Source organism: Jeotgalibacillus sp. ET6 (assembly GCF_029667115.1).
In the GTDB taxonomy this organism is placed as follows: domain Bacteria; phylum Bacillota; class Bacilli; order Bacillales; family Jeotgalibacillaceae; genus Jeotgalibacillus.
Map to the genome: position 1 here is coordinate 62,522 of NZ_JARUIU010000002.1, position 23,230 is coordinate 85,751.

General features: G+C 44.3%; 21 protein-coding genes. 16 read left to right on the plus strand and 5 right to left on the minus strand.

Translation table 11 applies throughout. The features are described from left to right. The first annotated feature begins 166 nt into the window (after positions 1–166). On the plus strand, positions 167–1,762 hold the full coding sequence (locus P6709_RS05295; protein ID WP_278239860.1) for a CTP synthase: 1,596 nt from the start codon (positions 167–169) through the stop codon (positions 1,760–1,762). A 235-nt stretch (positions 1,763–1,997) separates the two neighbouring features. Here P6709_RS05295 and P6709_RS05300 read toward each other — a convergent pair whose 3' ends face one another. Then, a complete protein-coding gene (locus tag P6709_RS05300) occupies positions 1,998–2,519 on the minus strand; it encodes a DUF2529 domain-containing protein (protein ID WP_278239861.1) in 522 nt (173 codons plus the stop codon). Positions 2,520–2,690: 171 nt separating this feature from the next. Here P6709_RS05300 and P6709_RS05305 point away from each other — a divergent pair, with 171 nt between their 5' ends. The 15 genes from P6709_RS05305 (at position 2,691) to P6709_RS05375 (ending at position 18,413) form a co-directional block, all read left to right on the plus strand. After that, positions 2,691–3,056, plus strand: a complete 366-nt coding sequence (locus P6709_RS05305) for a response regulator (protein ID WP_278239862.1) — start codon at positions 2,691–2,693, stop codon at positions 3,054–3,056. Between the two features lie 166 nt (positions 3,057–3,222). After that, positions 3,223–4,080: a class II fructose-bisphosphate aldolase gene (locus tag P6709_RS05310; protein ID WP_278239863.1), complete on the plus strand. Its 858-nt coding sequence runs from the start codon at positions 3,223–3,225 to the stop codon at positions 4,078–4,080. A gap of 248 nt (positions 4,081–4,328) precedes the next feature. Further along, the gene (fsa, locus tag P6709_RS05315) at positions 4,329–4,970 is read left to right on the plus strand and encodes a fructose-6-phosphate aldolase (RefSeq protein ID WP_278239864.1); all 642 of its coding nucleotides are present in this window, start codon (positions 4,329–4,331) and stop codon (positions 4,968–4,970) included. A gap of 164 nt (positions 4,971–5,134) precedes the next feature. Then, positions 5,135–6,421, plus strand: a complete 1,287-nt coding sequence (locus P6709_RS05320) for a UDP-N-acetylglucosamine 1-carboxyvinyltransferase (protein ID WP_278239865.1) — start codon at positions 5,135–5,137, stop codon at positions 6,419–6,421. 75 nt (positions 6,422–6,496) lie between these two features. Continuing rightward, positions 6,497–7,462, plus strand: coding sequence for a class II fructose-bisphosphatase (gene glpX, locus P6709_RS05325; RefSeq protein WP_278239866.1), 966 nt, complete (start codon positions 6,497–6,499; stop codon positions 7,460–7,462). A 329-nt stretch (positions 7,463–7,791) separates the two neighbouring features. Then, a complete protein-coding gene (rho, locus tag P6709_RS05330; protein ID WP_278239867.1) occupies positions 7,792–9,081 on the plus strand; it encodes a transcription termination factor Rho in 1,290 nt (429 codons plus the stop codon). 129 nt (positions 9,082–9,210) lie between these two features. Beyond that, positions 9,211–9,417, plus strand: coding sequence for a 50S ribosomal protein L31 (gene rpmE / locus P6709_RS05335; protein ID WP_041053330.1), 207 nt, complete (start codon positions 9,211–9,213; stop codon positions 9,415–9,417). A 325-nt stretch (positions 9,418–9,742) separates the two neighbouring features. Beyond that, positions 9,743–10,351 (plus strand): thymidine kinase, encoded by a 609-nt coding sequence (locus P6709_RS05340; protein WP_278239868.1) that lies wholly within the window; start codon positions 9,743–9,745, stop codon positions 10,349–10,351. 380 nt (positions 10,352–10,731) lie between these two features. After that, positions 10,732–12,804: a beta-galactosidase gene (locus P6709_RS05345; protein ID WP_278239869.1), complete on the plus strand. Its 2,073-nt coding sequence runs from the start codon at positions 10,732–10,734 to the stop codon at positions 12,802–12,804. 168 nt (positions 12,805–12,972) lie between these two features. After that, positions 12,973–14,055, plus strand: coding sequence for a peptide chain release factor 1 (gene prfA, locus P6709_RS05350; protein ID WP_278239870.1), 1,083 nt, complete (start codon positions 12,973–12,975; stop codon positions 14,053–14,055). After that, complete coding sequence (gene prmC, locus P6709_RS05355; protein WP_278239871.1) at positions 14,039–14,911, plus strand: peptide chain release factor N(5)-glutamine methyltransferase; 873 nt, start codon at positions 14,039–14,041, stop codon at positions 14,909–14,911. The genes prfA and prmC overlap by 17 nt, the downstream gene beginning before the upstream one ends. Positions 14,912–14,965: 54 nt before the next feature. After that, entirely contained in the window at positions 14,966–15,574 is a 609-nt protein-coding gene (locus tag P6709_RS05360; protein ID WP_278239872.1) for a stage II sporulation protein R, read from the plus strand. A gap of 212 nt (positions 15,575–15,786) precedes the next feature. Next, a complete protein-coding gene (locus P6709_RS05365) occupies positions 15,787–16,851 on the plus strand; it encodes an L-threonylcarbamoyladenylate synthase (protein ID WP_278239873.1) in 1,065 nt (354 codons plus the stop codon). Positions 16,852–17,416: 565 nt separating this feature from the next. Then, positions 17,417–17,935, plus strand: a complete 519-nt coding sequence (locus tag P6709_RS05370; protein WP_278239874.1) for a manganese efflux pump MntP — start codon at positions 17,417–17,419, stop codon at positions 17,933–17,935. A gap of 103 nt (positions 17,936–18,038) precedes the next feature. After that, the gene (locus tag P6709_RS05375; protein WP_278239875.1) at positions 18,039–18,413 is read left to right on the plus strand and encodes a nuclear transport factor 2 family protein; all 375 of its coding nucleotides are present in this window, start codon (positions 18,039–18,041) and stop codon (positions 18,411–18,413) included. A 254-nt stretch (positions 18,414–18,667) separates the two neighbouring features. Here the strand turns inward: P6709_RS05375 and P6709_RS05380 are convergent, their stop codons facing one another. The 4 genes from P6709_RS05380 to P6709_RS05395 form a co-directional block, all read right to left on the minus strand. Beyond that, the gene (locus tag P6709_RS05380) at positions 18,668–20,044 is read right to left on the minus strand and encodes a family 43 glycosylhydrolase (RefSeq protein WP_278239876.1); all 1,377 of its coding nucleotides are present in this window, start codon (positions 20,042–20,044) and stop codon (positions 18,668–18,670) included. 75 nt (positions 20,045–20,119) lie between these two features. Further along, positions 20,120–20,944, minus strand: a complete 825-nt coding sequence (locus P6709_RS05385) for a carbohydrate ABC transporter permease (RefSeq protein WP_278239877.1) — start codon at positions 20,942–20,944, stop codon at positions 20,120–20,122. Further along, a complete protein-coding gene (locus tag P6709_RS05390) occupies positions 20,937–21,845 on the minus strand; it encodes a carbohydrate ABC transporter permease (protein WP_278239878.1) in 909 nt (302 codons plus the stop codon). The genes P6709_RS05385 and P6709_RS05390 overlap by 8 nt, the downstream gene beginning before the upstream one ends. A 77-nt stretch (positions 21,846–21,922) precedes the next feature. Continuing rightward, a complete protein-coding gene (locus P6709_RS05395; RefSeq protein ID WP_278239879.1) occupies positions 21,923–23,185 on the minus strand; it encodes an ABC transporter substrate-binding protein in 1,263 nt (420 codons plus the stop codon). Positions 23,186–23,230: the final 45 nt, after the last annotated feature.

Below are 23,230 nucleotides of genomic sequence, written 5' to 3' on the forward strand. Positions count from 1 at the left end.
CTTGCGTTTTTAAACGTAGGAGGGGGCGCTTTTTGTTTTTTAAAAAGGACTCGATTGCACGTGGATCGGGTCATTATTCGTTCAATATGGATTGAACTCCCACCTTTATTATGAGGCGTTAAAGCCTATTTTAAATTATACAGGCACCATCGAAAGGAGAAAAAGCATGACAAAGTATATTTTCGTGACAGGCGGCGTAGTTTCGTCACTCGGAAAAGGGATCACAGCGGCATCCCTTGGACGTCTATTAAAAAACAGAGGGTTAAATGTAACCATTCAAAAATTTGATCCTTACATCAACGTGGACCCTGGAACGATGAGTCCTTATCAGCACGGCGAGGTATTCGTAACAGATGATGGTGCAGAGACCGATTTGGACTTAGGTCACTACGAGCGTTTTATCGATATTAACCTGAACAAATACAGCAATGTCACGACGGGGAAAATTTACTCTACTGTCTTGAAAAAAGAACGCCGGGGCGATTATCTTGGCGGCACGGTGCAGGTTATTCCTCATATTACCAACGAACTGAAGGAACGCGTTTACCGTGCGGGCCGTGAAACAAATGCGGATGTAGTGATCACGGAAATTGGGGGAACAGTGGGAGACATCGAGTCACTTCCGTTCCTTGAAGCGATCCGTCAAATTAAGAGTGATGTCGGCCGTGACAACGTCATGTATATCCACTGTACGCTTGTCCCTTATATTAAGGCAGCCGGTGAAATGAAAACGAAGCCGACGCAGCACAGTGTAAAAGAGCTCCGCAGCCTTGGGATCCAGCCGAATATTATTGTTGTGCGTACAGAAATGCCGATTTCACAAGACATGAAAGATAAAATCGCTCTTTTTTGCGATATCGATGAAGCTTCAGTCATTGAAGCAGCTGACGCAGATACCTTATATGCTGTGCCGCTTGCCCTGCAGGCTCAGAGAATGGACAGCATTGTATGCGAGCATTTGAAACTGGATGTGCGTGAGCCTGAAATGACGGAGTGGAATGAACTTGTAGACCGGGTACGGAATCTGTCCGGTAAAACAAGAATCGCTCTTGTTGGTAAATATGTAGAGCTGCAGGATGCCTACATTTCTGTTGTAGAATCGTTGAAGCATGCGGGCTATCAGTTTGATGTAGACGTAGAAATCAAATGGCTGAATTCTGAATTGCTGAACGCGGAAAATATTGCAGAAGAGTTAAGCGATGTAGACGGCATCCTGGTGCCTGGAGGATTTGGAGACCGTGGGATTGAAGGGAAAATGGAAGCAATCCGTTTCGCGCGTGAAACGAAAATGCCGTTTTTCGGAATCTGCCTCGGCATGCAGCTGGCATCTGTTGAATTTGCAAGAAATGTACTTGGACTTGAAAGTGCCCACTCAGCAGAAATTAACCCGGTTACTCCTTTCCCAATCATTGATTTGCTTCCTGAGCAAAAAGATATTGAAGATCTTGGAGGAACACTGCGTCTTGGCCTTTACCCATGTAAACTGAATGGCGGAACGAAAGCACGTGAAGCGTATAACTCAGAAGTTGTATACGAGCGTCATCGCCACCGTTTTGAATTTAATAACCAGTACCGTGAGAAGATGGAAAAAGAAGGATTCCTATTCTCAGGAACAAGCCCGGATGGCCGTTTAGTGGAAATTATCGAACTGGCAGACCACCCATGGTTTGTAGCCTGCCAGTTCCACCCGGAATTCACTTCCCGTCCAACGCGTCCACAGCCGCTGTTCAGGGATTTCGTCCAGGCAACCCTTAAACAATAATTATCATTTAAGTAAAGCCGCTTGATTGGTGTTATAAGATGTTGCAGTTTATAGCATTTGTAAGTCGGTGAACGGAGCGGAAGGTTGCGACTCCTGCAGGACATGACGGCAAGCTGAGACTTCGCAGGGCAACGCCCAAGAAGGCTCAGCGCCGTCCCTGCGGAAAGCGTCCTCCTGAATCGCAGCGAACCGGTCAAAGAGCTTGAGACACTTTTGTCCCAAGCTCTTTTTTTGTCTATTCATTTTCAACAATCATTTCATCAAGTGAAAACTTTAGCCCGTGATACAAATACAAAGCAGCCATCAGTGATGGAAAACCAAACCGGTTTCCATCTTCATCCGGCAGCATGCCTTTCACCAGCTGAGTATTTAAATGGACATCGGCAAGACTGGTTAAATCGTTTTCGGCTTCTTTCACCACACCTGAAATGACCGTGAATGGAATTTGCTTGTCCTTTAGCTTTTGTCCAAGTGATAGGGCTGGTTCATCTGTAGAACGCCTCGTTACAATCAGCACCCTGTCAGCGCCGTCAAGATCTTCGACGTTCTGAAGTTCCAGCGCACATGCCATGGGTTCCGCACCGTTCAGCGCTTCCTCTGCCACACCCTGCATTTCTTCAAAGCCTTTAATATAAATTGTGCCCTCACCGACAGCAGCCTGAGCAAGAAGACGGGCAGCATCCTCCATTAACAGTTCTTCTTTTCCCTGCAGCCGGGAGAATAGACCCGAGAGCTGAGTGGTAAACATTTTTAACATAAACGTCATTCCTCCAGTGTTTTTGTCGAATTATGTAATAAGGTTTTTAGTCATATTCCAGCCCTAAAGAAGGAACTGTACTTTATTTGTAGAATGTACCATAATACAGGGTGAAAATAAAAACAAAGAGATACATAGAAAAGGGATAATCTGGTTAAAGAGGTGGAGATCGTGGAGGAAAAGATTTTAATCGTGGACGACCAGTTCGGCATTCGGATTTTATTAAACGAAGTGCTGAATAAAGAGGGGTATAAAACGTTTCAGGCAGCGAACGGCTACGAAGCACTTTCTTTACTGAATGAGCATCCGGATCTTGTTTTGCTCGATATGAAAATTCCGGGTATGGACGGAATCGAGATCCTGAAAAGAATGAAAAAACAGCGTGCAGACATCAAGGTTGTCATTATGACAGCATATGGGGAACTGGATATGATTCAGGAAGCGAAAGATTTGGGAGCGCTTACGCATATTGCCAAGCCTTTTGATATCGAGGATATTCGACAGCTTGTGAAAAAATATTTACAGCATACAGGGTGATAAGTAGGAATATCCCGAATTTTGTTTCTTTTACCAGGTGAGGCGCAAGCGTAGTCAAATGCTGTTTCTTTTGGTATGATACTATGGAAAATAGATGCTGGGTGCATGAAAGTTTTTCGTGCAGCAGTGTGTGATTAAACACATATTTCAAGGAGGAGTTTCGATTATGCCATTAGTCTCAATGACTGACATGTTGAATACAGCAAAAGAAAAAGGATATGCTGTAGGACAATTTAACCTGAATAATCTTGAGTACACTCAAGCAATTCTTCAAGCAGCTGAAGAAGAAAAATCACCTGTTATCCTTGGTGTTTCTGAAGGTGCAGCACGTTATATGAGCGGTTTTAAAACCGTTGTAAAAATGGTTGAAGGTCTTTTGGAAGATCTGAAAATCACGGTTCCAGTTGCGATCCATCTGGACCACGGTTCAAGCTTTGAAAAGTGTAAAGAAGCGATTGATGCAGGCTTTACATCTGTCATGATCGATGCGTCTCACGGACCATTCGAACAAAACATCGAAATCACATCAAAAGTGGTTGAGTACGCTCACTCTAAAGGCGTTTCTGTTGAAGCTGAGCTTGGAGTTGTCGGCGGACAGGAAGATGACGTCATCGCAGACGGCGTTATCTATGCAGATCCAATCGAATGTAAAGAGCTTGTAGAACGTACTGGAATTGATACATTGGCTCCGGCTCTTGGTTCAGTTCACGGTCCTTACAAAGGTGAACCAAACCTTGGATTCGTTGAAATGGAACAAATCGGACGCGAAGCACAAGTTCCGATCGTTCTTCACGGAGGTACTGGAATTCCAACTAAGGATATCCAAAAAGCCATTTCATACGGAACAGCAAAAATCAACGTAAACACTGAAAATCAGATTGCTTCTACAAAAGTAGTCCGTGAAGTGCTTGCGAACGATTCTGAAGTGTATGATCCACGTAAATATCTTGGACCGGCTCGTGAAGCAATTAAAACGACTGTTGCAGGAAAAATGCGTGAATTTGGTTCTTCAAACCAGGCATAAGAATTACAGGGGACAACGGTTGGGCTTGAGCATCATCTTCATGAACAGCAGATGAATGATTATAGCCGTACTGAGGAATAAAAAAGCTGACACTGGGAATTAAACCAGGTACTAAAGGATAAAGGACAAGCATGGCAAAACCGTGCCTTTTCAATTAGAACTGGCAATTTCACAGGGTCAGCTTTTCCTGTACCTGCCGTATTTTGAAAATTTGAACTATGTAAACCAACAAGGGGAGATGGGATAAAATGAAGTTTTTTATTGATACAGCTAATATGGAAGAAATAACAGAAGCACACAGCTGGGGGATTGTGTCGGGGGTCACAACGAACCCATCGCTGGTGGCAAAAGAAAACATATCGTTTCATGACCGGCTGAAAGAAATCACGGAGCTTGTGGAAGGTTCTGTCAGTGCAGAAGTCATCTCGCTGGAAGCAGAGGGCATGATCGAAGAAGGAACAAAACTGGCTCAAATCGCCCCAAATATTACGGTTAAAGTCCCCATGACACCAGACGGCTTAAAAGCGACGGCTGCGTTTGCAAAGAAAGGCATTAAAACAAATGTGACACTGATTTTTAATGCGAATCAGGCGCTGCTGGCAGCCCGTGCAGGTGCTTCATATGTATCTCCTTTCCTTGGAAGATTGGACGACATTGGACATGACGGCATGCAGCTGATTAATACAATATCTGATATTTTTGCCATACACGATATTGACACAGAAATCATCGCCGCGTCCATCCGCCATCCTCAGCATGTTACCCAGGCAGCGCTAAATGGTGCGCATATTGCCACCTGCCCAATAAAAGTATTAAAGCAATTATTTAATCATCCATTAACCGACTCAGGAATTGAAGCATTTTTAAACGATTGGAACAAACAGAAATAAATTTTTTACCTGTTCACTCAATTCTGTCACATGATTAGAAAGAAGAGTGCGCACACTAACGGAAAAGCAATTTTCATCTCGAGTGTGTGATCAAGTACGCTATGAGCCGTCCTATAAAAAGCTGGCTCAGTTGCGCCTAATGGAACAGGGGAAGGAGCTTTACGATGGAAAAACTTAAGATTGAAGGGGGCCACCCTTTAAAAGGCAGAATTAAAGTAAGCGGTGCTAAGAACAGCGCAGTGGCACTAATTCCAGCAACTATTTTAGCTGATTCACCAACCGTTATTGAAGGTCTTCCTGATATTTCAGATGTTCAGACACTGAAAGAGCTTCTCGAGGAAATCGGTGGAGAGGTAACAGTCAGCGACGGAGAAATGCATGTAAACCCGGAAGGCATGGTTGCGATGCCATTGCCGAGCGGACGTGTGAAAAAACTGCGGGCTTCCTACTATATGATGGGAGCAATGCTTGGACGCTTTAAAAAAGCAGCCATTGGACTTCCTGGAGGCTGCCACCTTGGACCCCGTCCGATCGATCAGCATATCAAAGGCTTTGAAGCCCTTGGTGCAACCGTAACAAACGAGCAGGGTGCCATTTATCTTAGAGCGGATGAATTAAAAGGTGCAAGGATTTACCTTGATGTGGTCAGCGTTGGCGCCACCATTAATATTATGCTTGCAGCTGTCCGGGCAACTGGTCAAACCGTGATTGAAAATGCAGCGAAGGAACCTGAAATTATAGATGTAGCGACCCTGTTAAATAATATGGGGGCAAAGATCAAAGGAGCGGGAACCAACATCATTCGGATTGATGGCGTAGATTCACTTTCCGGAACAAGACACACCATCATTCCTGACCGCATCGAGGCAGGTACATACATGATTCTGGGAGCAGCAGCCGGAGGCGGACTAACGGTTGAAAATGTGATCCCGCTTCATATGGAGTCCCTGACAGCCAAGCTTCGGGAAATGGGTGTACCAATTGAAGAAAGTGATGAAGACATCTACATTGGAAAGTCAGATAAACTTCGTTCAGTGGATATTAAGACGCTGGTTTATCCAGGGTTTCCAACCGATCTCCAGCAGCCTATGACGGCTCTGCTTACAAAAGCGGAAGGGACTGCTTTAGTAACGGATACAATTTATTCTGCACGCTTTAAACATATTGATGAATTAAGAAGAATGAATGCCAATATTAAGACTGAAGGAAGCTCAGCTATTATATATGGACCATCCAAACTGCAAGGCACCCGGGTCAAAGCATCCGATTTGCGGGCAGGTGCCGCTCTTGTCATTGCAGGGCTGATGGCAGAAGGCGTCACGGAAGTAACGGGCCTTGAGCATATAGACAGAGGATATAGTGACCTCATTGAAAAGCTCACAGGACTTGGCGCAGTGATCTGGCGGGAAGCCATGACAGAAGAAGAGCTTGAACAAGTGAAAAATCAATAGCTTTAAAAGTATGACACATTAAACCCTTAATGTGTTATACTAATCCCCGAGAAACAAGTTAAAGGGGATGGGGAGATGGAACGCAGTTTATCAATGGAGCTTGTTCGTGTGACTGAAGCAGCAGCCCTTGCATCTGCAAGATGGATGGGGCGCGGATTAAAAAATGAAGCAGATGATGCGGCGACCACTGCCATGAGAGACGTATTCGACACCATTCCAATGAAAGGCACAGTTGTCATTGGAGAAGGGGAAATGGACGAGGCACCCATGCTTTACATTGGGGAAAAGCTTGGCACTGGATACGGACCGAGAGTGGATGTTGCAGTAGATCCTCTTGAAGGCACCAACATTGTCGCATCTGGAGGCTGGAATGCTATAGCTGTTTTAGCCGTAGCTGATCATGGTCACCTGCTGAATGCACCGGATATGTACATGGATAAAATCGCTGTCGGCCCTGAAGCCGTTGGTCAAATTGATATTAATGCGTCTGTATTGGACAATCTTAAAGCAGTCGCAAAAGCAAAAAACAAAAATATTGAAGATGTGGTGGCAACGATTTTAAATCGTGATCGCCATGCTAAAATAATTGAAGAACTTCGCAGCGCAGGCGCAAGAATTAAACTGATAGGAGATGGCGATGTAGCCGGTGCCATTAACACGGCATTTGATGCCACCGGTGTGGATATCCTTTTTGGTTCAGGTGGCGCACCTGAAGGCGTCATTGCAGCTGTTGGTTTAAAATGCCTCGGTGGAGAAATTCAAGGAAAGCTTCTTCCTCAAAATGAAGAGGAAGCAGAACGATGCCGTGCCATGAATCTTGACGTTAATAAAGTCTTATTAATGGAAGATTTAGTCCGTGGAGACGATGCGATTTTCGCTGCCACCGGTGTGACGGACGGGGAGCTTTTAAAAGGAGTTCAGTTTAAAGCCACTTACGGTGAAACGCACTCCCTTGTTATGCGTGCCAAGTCTGGAACTGTTCGTTTTATTGAAGGAAATCACAGTTTAAATAAAAAACCGAATCTTGTAATGAAATCGTAAGGAGCAAGACTGTACTGTATAATGCAGTACTTATCCGTCAAGAATAGCCATTACCTGTCGAAATAGATCCATTTTTAAAACAAAAGCATCTTCTTTAAACAGACCACGAGCTTCGGACTTGCACGCCAATCGAAGCTCTTTTCTTTTTTTGATTGATTGTCAGCCCGATAACAGGTAGAATAGATATGGCTTAAATAATCTTCATGTTTTTTCAACGTTTTAATCATTCAACCTCTTTTCTTCTAGCAACACGCCCTTACCCTTATTTACTACCAAACCAGCAGAACGTATGGCTAGAGAACTAAAAATTTAAAAAGTGTGGTGTCCTTATGGAAGAATTAAAAATGTCGTCACTTGATAATATGAAGCTAAAAGAGTTATATGAATTAGCTAAAGAATATCGGGTGTCCTATTATAGTAAACTGACAAAAAAAGAATTGATCTTTTCAATATTAAAATCCCGTGCTGAGCAGGAAGGCTTCTTTTTTATGGAAGGCGTTCTTGAAATTATTCAATCAGAAGGCTATGGTTTCCTTCGCCCGATTAATTATTCGCCAAGCTCAGAGGATATTTATATCTCAGCTTCCCAGATCCGCAGATTTGATCTGAGAAACGGGGACAAAGTATCAGGGAAAGTACGTCCGCCAAAAGAGAATGAGCGGTATTTTGGACTTCTTCATGTTGAAGCTGTAAACGGAGATGATCCGGAAACTTCAAAGGAGCGGGTTCATTTCCCTGCTTTGACTCCGCTTTATCCGGACCGTCAGATCACATTAGAAACGCAGCCTAAATCACTTTCAACTCGAATCATGGATCTTGTTTCGCCTGTTGGATTTGGCCAGCGGGGATTAATTGTTGCACCGCCAAAAGCTGGTAAAACTATGCTGTTAAAAGAAATTGCCAACTCGGTTACCACGAACCATCCAGAAGCGGAATTAATCGTTCTTTTAATCGATGAGCGTCCTGAGGAAGTAACGGATATCGAGCGTTCCGTTCAGGCGGACGTAGTAAGCTCTACCTTTGATGAAGTTCCTGAAAATCACATCAAAGTAGCCGAGCTGGTCCTTGAACGTGCCATGCGTTTAGTGGAGCATAAGCGCGACGTGATTATCCTGATGGACAGCATTACTCGGCTTGCGCGTGCCTACAATCTTGTCATCCCGCCAAGCGGCCGTACTCTTTCAGGAGGAATTGATCCTGCAGCCTTTCATCGTCCGAAGCGCTTCTTTGGTGCAGCGCGGAATATTGAAGAAGGCGGCAGCTTAACCATTCTTGCCACTGCTCTTGTGGACACCGGTTCCCGGATGGATGAAGTCATTTATGAAGAATTCAAGGGTACAGGAAATATGGAGCTTCATCTTGACCGCAACCTGGCTGAACGCCGTATTTTCCCGGCGATCGATATCCGCCGAAGCGGTACGCGTAAAGAAGAGCTTCTCGTACCGGCGGGCCATTTGGATAAGCTTTGGGCCATCCGTCGTGCGCTGTCTGATTCGCATGATTTCGCTGAACGTTTTATGCGTAAACTGCGCCTGTCCAAAACCAATGATGAATTTTTTGATACGCTGACAGACGAGATGAAGACCCATCAGTCCAACGGATCCTCACGAAATAAATAACATGTATTGATTAACCGATTCACCCCTGATATAATGTAAGCATTGTGCTTGTACAGCGCATGACTACATGGTAGTATAGTAAGTACTTACTCTGTTCCAGATGGTTCAGGGCGGAAGGAGATGAAAGAGATGAGAGCAGGAATTCATCCAAATTACAAACTCGCAAAGGTATCATGTACTTGCGGTAACGAATTTGAAACTGGTTCTGTGAAAGAAGACATTCGCGTTGAGGTATGTGCGGAATGTCACCCATTCTACACAGGCCGTCAGAAATTCGCAGCAGCGGATGGCCGTGTTGATCGCTTCAACAAAAAATACGGTCTTAAGCAACAGTAATATCAGAACAGGCAAGAAACTTCTTGCCTGTTTTTTTACGGTCAATTTGGGGAAAATAAAGAAAAATTGCGTCGAAAAGGGTCAAAAAAACCCCTTGCCGCTTACCATTCAACCCCTTAAAATGAATAACAGGCAATTAAACAACAGGCGAATGACTCCTGCGTACAAAAAAGCAAGGAGCTCATTCTTTTCTTTTATACATAGATCTTTTCAGTTGAAGATGTGTGGCATGAGCAAAAATTGGCAGTGATATAAACCACTAAAGGGGCCATGCCCCTTTAGTGCTGTAAAGCAAGAGCAACAGCAAGGAAGGAGCTGATTTCTGGTGTATGTAATGAAACAGACAGGTTGGGTTGAGGTTATTTGCGGCAGTATGTTTTCAGGGAAGTCGGAGGAATTGATTCGACGGGTTCGAAGAGCGCAGTTTGCCAGACAGCATATATTGGTATTTAAGCCAAAACTGGATGACAGATATAGTGAAGAAGCAATCGTATCCCATAATGGAGCCTCTGTGATCGCAGTACCGGTTGAGGATTCCTCTGAAATTCTCGACCAGGTAACAGCGAAAGCAGATCTGATTGCGATCGATGAAGTTCAGTTTTTTGACCACGGCATCATTGATGTCATTACACAGCTGGCAGACCAGGGGTACCGTGTCGTGGCGGCCGGTCTTGATCAGGATTTTAAAGGAGAGCCGTTTGGACCTGTGCCTCATATTATGGCACTGGCAGAGCAAGTAACAAAATTACAAGCAGTGTGCGCGGTATGCGGTTCACCGGCAAGCAGAACGCAGCGTCTGATTGAAGGACGGCCGGCAGGCTACGATGATCCGGTTATATTAGTAGGAGCATCGGAAGCTTATGAACCCCGCTGCCGACACCACCATGAAGTTCCGACGGGTGTAACCGTTTCTCAAACCTCAACTTCAAAATAGAGATATTAAAAAGAGCCTGGCATAAATCTCAAAGAAAATGAGGAAGCATTGATCAATAGTATGAGGTGAACGGAGCGGAAGGTAGCGACTCTCTGCGGAAAACGTCCACCTGAAGCGCAGTGAACCAGTAGAGCTTGAGACACTTTGTCCCAAGCTCTTTTTAGTATCATTATTTTTTCTCTTAACCCATTAAACACCCCAAAAAAGCATCCTCCTGGAAAAGAAATGTACCGGTTCCTCTTAATAAGATAAACAAAGAAACAGGATAGGTGTGGTAAACTGATCTTACAGAAGTTTGTGGATAACCAACAACAAGATACATATAAATCCCTTTTAACAGGTGAGTTAAAAGGGAAAAGTAAGCGCTTTAACCAGAAAGGATGAGTGTGATGACTACATTTCCCCCGATAAGTTCAAAAATCCCGAAGATGCTTCACGGAGCCGATTATAATCCGGAACAATGGCTTGAGTATCCAGAGGTGTTTGAAGAAGATATCCGTTTAATGAAGCTGGCTAATTGCAATGTGATGTCTGTTGGGATTTTTTCATGGGCGATGCTTGAACCGGAGGAGGGCACATTTGATTTCAAATGGCTGGATCATGTACTCGATACGTTCGCAGAGAATGGACTCTTCGCTTTTCTTGCCACCCCAAGTGGAGCGAGGCCAGCCTGGATGTCGCAAAAATATCCCGAAGTGCTCCGTGTCGAAAAAAACAGAGTGCGCAATTTACATGGAGTCAGACATAATCATTGCTATACGTCGCCAGTTTACAGGGATAAAATAGAGAGTATAAACACGAAACTGGCAGAGAGATACGGGAATCATCCCGCCGTTATAGGCTGGCATATCTCAAATGAATATGGAGGAGATTGTCATTGCACCTATTGCCAAAATGCATTTCGGGAATGGCTGCAAAAGAAATACGCTTCTTTAAAAGAGCTGAACCATGCATGGTGGACAACCTTTTGGAGTCATACGATTACTGACTGGTCACAGGTGGAGTCTCCTGCGCCGCATGGTGAGAATTTCGTGCACGGCATGAACCTGGATTGGAAGCGATTCGTGACAGATCAAACCCTGGATTTTTTAAATCATGAAGTAAACGCCTTAAAAAAACACAGCCTGGATCTGCCGGTAACTACAAACTTCATGGAAGCATATGAAGGTCTTAATTATTGGAAATTTAAAGAGTCGGTGGATGTGGTGTCCTGGGATGCGTACCCAACCTGGCATGATGAAAGGGACGAAAGCAGGCTTGCTGCATGGTTTTCGCTTCTGCATGATTTAAAGCGCTCTATTAAGAATGGCAAGCCGTTCATGCTTATGGAAAGTACGCCAAGTGCAACGAATTGGCAGGAGGTAAGCAAGCTGAAAAAGCCGGGCATGCACGCGCTCTCGTCTATACAGGCAGTGGCGCACGGCTCTGATACCGTTCAATATTTTCAGTGGCGCAAAAGCAGAGGCTCGAGTGAAAAGCTGCACGGTGCGGTTGTAGACCATTACGGCAGTGAAAATACACGGGTGTTTCAAGAAGTATCCCAGCTTGGCGGCGTGCTTCAGAAACTGGATGAGGTCGTAGGGACCTCGGTTCAGCCGGAAACAGCCATCCTGTTTGATTGGGAAAACAGATGGGCGATCAACGACGCACAGGGGCCGCGCAATAGCGGAATGCACTATGAGGAGCAGATCCGACGGCATTACAAACCATTATGGGACGAAGGAATCCCTGTTGATATCATTGACATGGAATGTGATTTGTCCCGCTACAAATTGATCATCGCTCCCATGCTTTATATGCTGAGAGCCGGAGCAGGAGAAAAAATCGAAGCGTTCGTAGAAGCGGGCGGAATTTTTGTCACTACCTACTGGTCGGGCATTGTGAATGAACACGACCTTTGTTTTTTAGGCGGATTTCCGGGACCGCTTCGCAAAACGCTTGGCATCTGGTCCGAAGAAATCGATGCTTTATATGATCATGAAAAAAATCAAATCAGGCTGACAGACGATAATTCACTCCAGTTAACGGGAATGTATGAAGTGCATGAATTATGTGAATTGATCCATCTTGAAGGAGCAGAAGCGATTGCTTATTACGAGCATGATTTTTATCAGGGCCGACCCGCATTAACTGAGAATCATTTCGGAAGCGGAACCGCCTACTATGCTGCGTCACGAAATCAGGAACCATTTTACACGGACTTTCTTCTGTCAATCATCCGCAAGCATAAAATAAAAAGAACCATTGAAACGGAACTTCCATATGGCGTCACTGCTCAAAAACGCTGTGATGGCCGAAATGAATTTATTTTTCTGATGAACTTTACAAATCAGTCTCAGACACTCCAGCTTGAAAAGGAAATGTATATCGACTTGCTCGATGAAAAACCTGTCCCGGAATCTGTCGTGCTGCCGTCTTATGGGTATAAAATTCTTAAGCACTCTCAAAAATAACGATTTATTTTACATGATTATTCAATGAAGTGACTCTCTTTTTCAGGGGAGTCTTTTCATATAAAGAAGACTTTGCTCTGCCTTTGCATCAGGCAAACCGCCCATTTCCGCTAAAATCATTGTCTACCCATCAGCCATCGGATATACTAACTAAAGAGGTGAAGAGATATGTTCGATCGATTACAAGCGGTAGAAGACCGCTACGATAAGCTAAATGAATTGCTGAGTGACCCTGAAATAGTAAACAACACGAATAAACTTCGTGAATACTCAAAGGAACAGTCGGATATGACTGAAACGGTTGAAACCTACCGTCAATATAAAGAAGTGTACCAGCAGCATAAAGAAGCCAGAGAAATGCTGAATGAGAAGCTTGATGCTGACATGCGCGAAATGGTAAAGGAAGAAGTGAACGAGCTGGCTAAAGAAATTGAGCAGCTGGAAGAAAAACTTCATGTTCTTTTAATTCCTAAAGATCCGAATGACGATAAAAACGTAATCATGGAGATCCGTGGAGCAGCTGGAGGAGATGAAGCGGCTTTATTTGCCGGTGACTTATACCGCATGTACAGCCGATATGCTGAAACACGAGGCTGGAAAATTGAAGTCATTGAAGCGAGCTCAACAGGTGTTGGCGGCTACAAAGAAATCATTTTTATCATAAATGGAAATGGCGCCTATTCTCATATGAAATTTGAAAATGGGGCCCACCGCGTACAGCGTGTTCCAGAAACAGAATCCGGCGGACGTATTCACACGTCAACGGCGACTGTAGCCTGCCTTCCGGAAACAGAGGAAGTGGAAATCGAAATCCACGAAAAAGACATCCGCGTGGATACATTTGCTTCAAGCGGACCAGGCGGGCAGTCTGTTAATACGACAATGTCTGCCGTCCGGTTAACGCACGTCCCTACAGGAATCGTTGCATCTATTCAGGACGAGAAATCTCAAATCAAAAACAAAGAAAAAGCAATGAAGCTGCTTCGTGCCCGGGTGTACGACAAATTTCAGCAGGAAGCACAGGCGGAGTATGATGCTGTTCGTAAATCTGCCGTCGGATCCGGTGACCGTTCAGAGCGAATCCGTACTTACAACTTCCCGCAAAACCGTGTAACCGACCACAGAATCGGTTTGACCATTCAAAAGCTTGATCAAATTCTGCAAGGTAAAATGGATGAAGTGATTGAAGCGCTGATTATGGAAGAACAGTCAGCCAGAATGGAGTCCATGAATAATGGCGACAACCTATAAACTCTATGAGGCCCTTAATTGGGCTTCTTCTTATTTAGAAGAACATAACCGCGAGCCATTTGCTGCAGAGCTTTTATTACGATTTGTTCTTAAACTGGATCGGACCAGGCTTTATATGCAATTGCGTGAGATCGTGGAAGAAGAAGATTTCAAGCTTTTTGAAGAGGCCATCCAAAAACATGCGGAAGGAATTCCCGTTCAGCACATCATTGGGTCAGAGTCATTCTACGGCCGGACATTTCGTGTGAATCGGGATGTGTTAATACCACGTCCTGAAACAGAAGAACTGATTTATTATGCACTAGAGCGGTGTGATTCCATATTTGCAACCGATCAAAAGGTAACAGCTGCAGATATTGGTACCGGCAGCGGGATCATCGCTGTGACACTGAAGCTCGAACGGCCATCCTGGACGGTGACAGGAGCTGACCTTTCAGATGATGCACTCCGTGTAGCAAAAGAGAACGCAGAAAATTTGAATGCAAAGATTGAGTTGATTCAAAGTGATCTGTTTTCTTCTTTGAAGCCTGAACAAACCTTTGATCTGGTGCTTTCAAATCCGCCTTACATTCCTCACAGCGACCTTACGTCTATGTCTGAGGTCGTGGTGGATCACGAGCCGCATCTTGCTCTTTTTGCAGATGAAGAAGGACTGATTTTGTATCGTAAAATGTGTGAACAGCTGCCGGAGCGGATGAATCGGCCGGGTCTTATCGGCTTTGAAGTCGGTGCAGGGCAAGGGCAAATAGTGTCTGCGCTGCTGGCTGAAGCTTTTCCAAACGATCATGTTGAGGTCGTCTATGATATAAATGGAAAAGATCGCATGGTATTTTGTCGACTTTCGCCTCATGTTTAAAAAAGAATAAGTTCGTCCACAATGACGTGTAACAAACCTTGTGGAGGAACGACGATGAAAACAAAGTGGCTTGTCGCAACCATTCTATCAAGTTCATTATTAGTCCCGGTGCAGACAGCGGAAGCTCATGCAGACCAGGATATCCGGTTTCGGGTACTTGCAAACAGTGATGAAGCACAGGATCTTGCAATAAAAGAATCAGTTTATCTACTTGTTCAGGACCAAATTCTTCAAACACTTGCTGGGGATAATCTGTGGGAAAGAGAAGAGCTCAGCGAAAAGCTGGAAGATCATGTGGAAAAGTGGGAAAAGCTCGTTCAGCAGGAACTAAAAGCAAACGGTTTTTCTTATTCTGCTACTGTGAGATTTGAAAAGCACCGTTTTCCTGAGAAACACACGGAGGATGGCGTGTATGCTGAAGGTGTCTTCGATACGGTGATCGTGACACTTGGAGAAGGCCAGGGGACAAACTGGTGGTGTTCTATTTTCCCGGATCTTTGTGGACAAGTACTGATTAAAAAAGCAAAAGCCGCAGATGTGGAGGAAGAAAAAGACTGTGAATCAGACTTATCCCCTAAAAAAGATCTGCGTGATGAAGAAGTGGTAGTAGATTCCATAATCGTCAACTGGTTTCAAAAAGGATGGGACTTGCTGGTTAATTAAGTGGATAAGTCGGAATTAAGCTGATTTATTCACAAAGTTGTGCACAATCCTAAGAAAGTTATACACACTTTGTGGACAACCGTAACAGTCCTGTTGATTAAAACGAGTATAATATACTAATAATTTGAGAGACCTCCACAGTATATTAAAGAAATTCACTATAAACGTAAAGAATAACGTAAAATTATAAAATAGTTTAGGAGTTGATTCACATGAATACCACGATGTGGAGTGTGGATAAAAATGTGGATAAAAATAATGATTATCCACAGATAAAAGAAGCAGCACAATTATTACGCGATGGTCACACAATTGCCTTCCCCACAGAGACAGTTTACGGGCTTGGCGCGGATGCAACGAGCGACCAGGCTGTCAGCGGTATTTTTAGAGCGAAAGGAAGACCCTCTGATAACCCTCTGATTGTTCATATCTACTCCACCAACCAACTCTCCGATCTCGTTCAACATGTGGATAACATCTCCCAAGCCCTGATTGAACAATTTTGGCCCGGTCCGCTCACGCTGATTTTTACAAAAAAAGAAGGCGTCTTTTCAGAGAAAGTGACAGCTGGACTGAATACGGTAGGAATCCGCATGCCAGACCACCCAGTCGCTCTTGCGCTGATAGAAGCAGCTCAAAAGCCGGTAGCAGCCCCTAGTGCCAACCGGAGCGGAAAACCAAGCCCCACTTCTGCACAACATGTTTATCATGATTTAAACGGCCGGATCACAGGCATTGTGGATGGAGGGGAGACCGGAGTAGGAGTCGAATCCACGGTGCTGGATTGTACTGTCACACCGCCGATGATACTGCGGCCAGGGGGCATCTCCTATGAAGAGCTTACCGCCTGCATCGGACCTGTGGATGTGGACCCGTCCCTTGACGAGCAAGCAGAACAGCCAAGATCACCAGGAATGAAATACACTCATTACGCCCCGGTCGCTCCTTTATATATTACGAAAGGGTCAGATCTATGGCTGCAGGAAACCATCGTGGCCTTTCAGCAGGACGGCAAAAAAGTCGGTCTCTTGGCTCCCATGGAAACGATCAGTCATATGCAGGCTGATTTTATGGTAGCCTGCGGGAGAGAAGACGATTTATCCACAACCGCTCACTCACTTTACGAAAGCATTCGTGCCTTTGATAACGAAGCGGTTGACATTATCCTTGCGCAAAGTGTGGAACTGAGAGGAATTGGGGTGGCCATTATGAATCGCCTAGTTAAAGCGGCAGGTCATAAATGGCTGATCGAAAAAAACGATTCAACAAGCTTCTGATTGCAGGAAGCTTTTTTCTTTTGAGGATAGGAAATGCTAAAGGTCAACGGTAATCGTAAATTTTTTAACGCTTGTTCTCTATAAATGACCAAAGACTTACTAAGGTAGTGAGGGCGATAGATATTCTTAAAGAGATATTTAAAATAACTTTAACGTAGTTACATCCACATAATAATTTCGATTCAACAATAAGGAAGGGGTTGGGACAAAACTCAAAAGAGTTTAAAAATGAGGATATATTTATTAATAGTAATAGGAGAGCGGAGTGGAAGGTGGCGACTCCAGCAGGATATGACGGAAAGCTGAGACTTCGCAGGGCGAAGCCCAAGAAGGCTCAGCACCGTCCCTGCGGAAAGCGTCCACCTGAAGCGGAGCGAACCGGTCAAAGAAGCTTAGACATTCTCTTTTTATTTTTGAAATCGACTATAAAATTAACACAGCCCAATAAAAAGAGCGTGAGCAGCTGTCCTGACAAAGATGTGCTGCTTTAAAAAGCAGTTCACGTGTTCTTCATTTCCTGCTAAACGCATAAAGTCAATGTAGGAGCAGGGGAGAGGGGGATGTTGTGGACCTCATTATTTGGCTGGCCATTGGCCTTGGGATGGATGCATTTTCAGCAAGTATTGCGATAGGCTCACAGGGAGTAACCAATCGAAAAAAATGGAGCGGCAGTATGCTGGTCGGGCTGTTTCATATCATTATGCCGATAATTGGCATTTTAATTGGAGGTGCGCTTTCTCACACCATCAGCTGGGTCGGAGTGGCACTGCTGATTGCAGTCGGTCTGCAAATGATTCGCTCTGGAATGGTGGGCAGAACCGTTCCTGTTATGATGATGTCATGGGTGCGCTGGATTGTATTTGCATTTGGAGTCAGTGTAGATAGTTTATCGGTAGGAATTTCTCTTGGCATTAACCAATCCGAAACTTGGATTGCCGTCATTTTATTTGGGTTTTTTGCGAGCTTTATGACCTTAATCGGTCTTCAAATAGGACAAGTACTGAAACATACAGTCGGCCGCTACAGCGAAGTGATCGGAGGCAGTATTTTAATAGGCATTGCCATCAGGATGCTGGTGAGTTAGCCACAAAAAGAAGCCCTTGGGATTCCCAGGAGGCTTTTTTCAGGTTAAAGAAGGATTAAAAGGGACCAGCAACGAAATCGAAAAGAGGAAAGGAGGAGTATACGTGAACGAATTATTAAAAAGCAAATTTAAGGAACTCGAAGAATGGCATATTAATCCGGAAGTCCGGAAAAGCAGAGAAGAACTGGACAAAATTCTGGCAGATGACTTTTTTGAGATCGGCAGTTCCGGCGGGATGTTTACAAAGCAGGAGTGCCTGGATGACGGAGTATCTCAAGCCGAAATGTCCATCCATCAATACGAAATCCATCCTCTTTCAGAAAGTCTGGTGCTCTCCACTTATCTTATTGCGAATCATACAAGTCAGCGCAATACGCTTCGCAGCTCCATATGGAAAAAAATCGACGGCAGATGGCAGCTTTATTTTCATCAGGGGACAGTGACAGATCAAGAGGTTAGTATTGTGCAAGAGAAATAAACATACGTTATTGTTTAAAAAAGACGGGGTTGGAACAAAACTAAAAAAAATTTATAAACCTAGTTAATCTTTATAAAGAGGTGAGAGGAGCGGAAGGTGGCGACTCCATGCACAGGATATGACGGCAAGCTGAGACTAAACTGGGCAACGCCCTGGAAAGGCTCAGCGCCGTCCCTGCTGAAAGCGTAAGCCTGAAGCGCAGCGAATCGGTCAAAGAGGCTGAGACACTTTTGTACCAGCCTCATCTTTGTTCTTTATTCCCTGAGGTCTACATGGTGCAGCAGAATTTCCCCGTTTTGAACCTCAAGATCAATGGTGTTTGAGCCGCTTTCAAGCTCGACTGTGGTAAAAGTCATTCCAAATGATTCGGCAGAACCATCGTTGGCTGCCTTAAAAACTTTAAAAGGTGCATCCTCCTGAATGGTTCCATTCATGGAAACCTCCTGCTGATTTTCTCCATAAAGATAAAGAGTATAGGTCCCGTCTTTAGGAGCGTCAAATTCTAATTGAACAGAATCTCCCGCAGTCAAACGAATAAATTCCTCTTCACGCGCTGCTTCGGATTCCATTTCTTCTGCTGAGATCCTGTATATTTTTTCTTCGCTTCCAGCAGGCAGAGGAATAGGTTCGTCAGCAGAAACTGGTTCGCCAAACTCAGGATAACCATCTTCATCGAAGGTGAAAGGCTGCATGCGTACATTGCGGCTCCAACCGGATCCTTCTGCTTTGGCAGCATGATAAACAATCCAGTCCTCAGAATCATCCGGTGATTTGGTAAAAGAGGCATGACCTGGTCCAAAAACGCCATTGCCGCTTTGGAATACAGGTTCTTCTTTTTTGCTCCACGATGCCGGATCCAATAAATCAGAATCCTTAGAAGCAGTCAAAATTCCAAGATTATAAAAGTCACTCCAGCTGCCGCTGCCTGAATAGACGATGTGAATATGATCATCTGATTCCAGGATTTGAGGACCTTCATTGATGGAAGGAGAACCGCCTCTTGTCTCCCATTCAAACTCAGGTCGGGATAGCTCCACTCGTTCTGTATTGAGTGTGGCCGGATCTGACATGCCGGCGATATAAATCAGCTGGCTGACATTTTCATCGCCTTCCCAGCCTGACCAAACGTAGAACTTTTCATCTCCCTGCTCAATAACTGTGCCATCTATCCCCCATTTGTCTGCTGGATCGGTGATTTGACCAAGATCCGTGTAATCAGAGAAAGGATCATCTGTTTCCGATTCTAGAACGAACATCCGATGCTCTGAGCCGACTCCGCTGGCTGCATAATAGACATACCATTTGCCATCCAGAAAATGAACTTCTGGCGCCCAGATATTTTGACTGTTTGGTGTGCCGTATTCAGGTTCCCAGATCACCCTTGATTCTGCATTTGCCAATGAAGTGGGATCATCCGTTTTCCATATCGTTACATTAAACCCGGTCGTTTGTGTATAAACATAGTAATCGTCATGCTTTACCATCCAGGGATCAGCCCCGTCAGGCAGCACCGGATTGTAAAATGTGTCTTCAGTTTGTGCGGAAGAGCCATTTTGATCATTCATGGCAAATACAACACCTCCAATGATAACAGCTAGTAAAACAATACCTGGGACAATAAACTTTTTCACAAACTCTTCCTCCTTTTAAAAAATCCAGCCCGCCGCAGGCTCATGTGTTCGAGTGGGTGGACTGGATATGGGGTATTATTTGATACCTGATTGCGTGATGCCTTTGATAAACGACTTTTGACCAATTAAGAACACAACTAAAATAGGCAGAGTGGCAAGCGTGGTTAACGCCATAAGTTTTCCATAAGAAGAAACAAAACTTCCCTGCTGCATAATGGCGATCCCTGTTGTGACTGTCCGCATGTCAGGAGTGCTTGTGGTGACTAAAGGCCATAGGAAATCGTTGTATATGCTCATAAACGTAAAGATTGCCAGTGTGGCCAATATTGGACGTGCTGAGGGCAGTACGACCCTAACGAAAATCTGCCACTTATTTGCTCCATCCATCCGGGCAGCTTCCTCCAATTCTTTTGGAAAGGACCGAAAGAACTGATAAAGCAGGAACACGCCAAATGCATTGGCTGAATAAGGAAGAATCAGCGGCGCGTATGTATTAAGCAAGCCCAAATTACTGAATTGCTGATAAAGCGGAAGGAACGTGATAACCCAGGGAATCATCAATGTGCTGACAAACAAAGGGAAAAGAACTTTTTTAAACGGTACATCTAAACGGGCAAGTCCATACGCAGCCATCGCGTCAATCGTGAGGACGATGGAGACGCCTGCTATTCCTACGAAGAGGGAGTTAAACAGCCATCTGAAAACCGGTACAGAGTCATTAAAGAGTGTACTGGTGTAATTGGCAAGAGTGAATTCCTGCGGTAAAAAGGTACTGCCTCCAATGGCTTCAAAATCACTTTTAAATGAAGTGGACAGCATCCATAAAAGAGGAATCAGGAATGCTACAGCAAGGATGGAAGCAAGGACAATCAGCAGAATATTTTTCTTTTTATTACGCATGTTCTTCACCCTTTCGCTTTTTTCCTCTTGTTAATAAAAACTGGCCGACTGAAATACTGATCATAATCAAGGACATGAGCATAGCCATTGCAGAAGCTGCGCCCATTTGGCGAAGTTCAAAGGCCTGCTGGACAATTCCCATCAACAAAACTTCTGTTGATTCTCCAGGACCTCCTCGTGTCATCAAATATGGCTGTCCATATACATTAAAGGAAGCAATGGTGGAAGTAATGATGACAAAAATCATGATTGGTCTGATCGAAGGAAGCGTGATATGAATAAACTTCTGCCAGCTTGAAGCACCATCGATATTAGCTGCTTCATACATTTCCTCTGACACTTCATTTAGAGCATTAATGAAAATGATCATATTAAAACCAATCGTCCACCAAACCGTTGCGATGACAAGAGAAATCCAAGCATAAGGAAGCTTGGTCAACCAGGGAATCGCACTAAGCCCCAAACCTTCCAGAGCCTGATTAACGAGACCGGAATTTGTATCCAGCATCCACAGCCATAACACAGCAATAATGGAAACGGAAACGGCATACGGAATAAAGTAAGCGGTTCTGAAAAAGCCGCGAATTTTCATAGGTAAACTATTTACAAGCATGGCTAAAGCAAGTCCGATAATGACAAGAAGCGGCACACTGTAAACAACAAATTGAAGTGTATTCGTTAAGCCGTTTAGAAAAATACGATTTTCTGAGGTTCCTGAAGTAAAGATCCGCGCATAATTTTCACCGCCAACAAAAGGATGGATCGGTGAAAGCAGATTCCAGTCATGAAAACTGATGTAAACGCCGTAGATTAAAGGTACAACCAGAAACAAGGTAAACATAATCAAATAAGGCAGAACGAACAAAAACGATGTAAAAGCAGACATTTTTTTTGATTTCATCTTATAACCTTCTTTCTATTAAAGCTAAGATAGGAAAAGGCAAGAGTGCGACGCACCCACTCCTGCCTTTTTTATTACTATTCTAATCTGCTTTGTGCATCTTGCTGCGCCTGCTCCAATGCTTCCTGAGCTTCCATGGATCCAAGCAGAACTTCATTGATTGCGCTGTATAGAGGATCAGAAAGCGGTCCCCAGTTTTCAACGTTTGGTGAAAATTGAGCATAATCAAATTGCTTCGCTACCTGCGGCTGCTGCTTCATTTCATTAAATTCATCACTTTCGTATACCGCTTTTGAAACAGGCGCCTGGCCGGATTCAGCCCACGCTTGTCCGTTGTCGGCAACATAGTTCAGGAATGTTGAAATCGCTTCTAATTTACCTTCATCCTGAACAGTTTCCGGGATAACAAAGTTATGAGAGTTTGCAAATACAGCTTCTGTTTCCGTTCCAAGCTGAGGAACCGGTGCAACACCAAAGTTAAGATCGGAATCTTCAAATTGGCTCAGCATCCATGGACCATTCATATGCATAGCGCTTTTTCCTTGAAGGAATAAAGTCAATTCTCCATCCTGCTGAACATTTTCAGGAGAAACGCCTTCTTCATAAATTAAGCTCGATAGAAACTCAAGTGCTTCAACCGCTTCAGGAGAAGCAAAGTTTGCTGTGGAGCCTTCATCAGTGACGAGCTCGCCTCCATTTTGATAAACAATGGTTGGGAAGATGAATTGCTGCGGCCATAGAGTAGGTACTGCATAGCCCCATTCGCCGGCTTCTTCATTGGTAAGCTGTTTAGCCATGTCTACAAACTCTTCACGGTTGGTAGGCGGTGCTTCAGGGTCAAGACCAGCTGCTTCAAACATATCTTTATTGTAATAGAACATAAGAGGGTGAATATCAAGAGGAACACCGTAAAGGTTGCCGTCTACTTCCACGCCATCCCATGCAGTCGGATGATAGTCATCCTGACTAATCGTATCTCCCACGATGGTATCTACATTCTTTAGAATATTTTGTGCAGCGTACGTTGGAATTTGGTCACCGTGCATAATTAGAACATCGGGTGATTCCTGCTGGCCGCTAAGTGATAGATCGACTGTCGTATAATACTCTGACTGAGGCACAATCTGCATATCTACTTGAACATCTTCCTGAGAATCATTAAACGAGTTCACGATTTCTTCCATTTGCGGGCCATCGGGTCCTGAGAACGGAGCCCAGAATGATAGAGTCTGAGTACCGCCGCTGTCAGCGCTTTCATTTTCACCGGAATCATTACTGCAGGCAGCCAGACCGGAAAGAAGGGCAACGGCAGATAAAGCCATAAAAGGTTTTTTCAACATTTATTGTAATCCCCCTTACTAAATTTTAGTTAATAAATTTACGAA

Bases quoted from the DNA above. Each gene is read 5' to 3' on its own strand.
- P6709_RS05295 (WP_278239860.1), top strand. From the start codon at position 167: ATGACAAAGTATATTTTCGTGACAGGCGGCGTAGTTTCGTCACTCGGA.
- P6709_RS05300 (WP_278239861.1), bottom strand. From the start codon at position 2,519: ATGTTAAAAATGTTTACCACTCAGCTCTCGGGTCTATTCTCCCGGCTG.
- P6709_RS05310 (WP_278239863.1), top strand. From the start codon at position 3,223: ATGCCATTAGTCTCAATGACTGACATGTTGAATACAGCAAAAGAAAAA.
- fsa (WP_278239864.1), top strand. From the start codon at position 4,329: ATGAAGTTTTTTATTGATACAGCTAATATGGAAGAAATAACAGAAGCA.
- P6709_RS05320 (WP_278239865.1), top strand. From the start codon at position 5,135: ATGGAAAAACTTAAGATTGAAGGGGGCCACCCTTTAAAAGGCAGAATT.
- glpX (WP_278239866.1), top strand. From the start codon at position 6,497: ATGGAACGCAGTTTATCAATGGAGCTTGTTCGTGTGACTGAAGCAGCA.
- rho (WP_278239867.1), top strand. From the start codon at position 7,792: ATGGAAGAATTAAAAATGTCGTCACTTGATAATATGAAGCTAAAAGAG.
- rpmE (WP_041053330.1), top strand. From the start codon at position 9,211: ATGAGAGCAGGAATTCATCCAAATTACAAACTCGCAAAGGTATCATGT.
- P6709_RS05345 (WP_278239869.1), top strand. From the start codon at position 10,732: ATGAGTGTGATGACTACATTTCCCCCGATAAGTTCAAAAATCCCGAAG.
- prfA (WP_278239870.1), top strand. From the start codon at position 12,973: ATGTTCGATCGATTACAAGCGGTAGAAGACCGCTACGATAAGCTAAAT.
- prmC (WP_278239871.1), top strand. From the start codon at position 14,039: ATGGCGACAACCTATAAACTCTATGAGGCCCTTAATTGGGCTTCTTCT.
- P6709_RS05360 (WP_278239872.1), top strand. From the start codon at position 14,966: ATGAAAACAAAGTGGCTTGTCGCAACCATTCTATCAAGTTCATTATTA.
- P6709_RS05365 (WP_278239873.1), top strand. From the start codon at position 15,787: ATGAATACCACGATGTGGAGTGTGGATAAAAATGTGGATAAAAATAAT.
- P6709_RS05385 (WP_278239877.1), bottom strand. From the start codon at position 20,944: ATGCGTAATAAAAAGAAAAATATTCTGCTGATTGTCCTTGCTTCCATC.
- P6709_RS05390 (WP_278239878.1), bottom strand. From the start codon at position 21,845: ATGAAATCAAAAAAAATGTCTGCTTTTACATCGTTTTTGTTCGTTCTG.
- P6709_RS05395 (WP_278239879.1), bottom strand. From the start codon at position 23,185: ATGTTGAAAAAACCTTTTATGGCTTTATCTGCCGTTGCCCTTCTTTCC.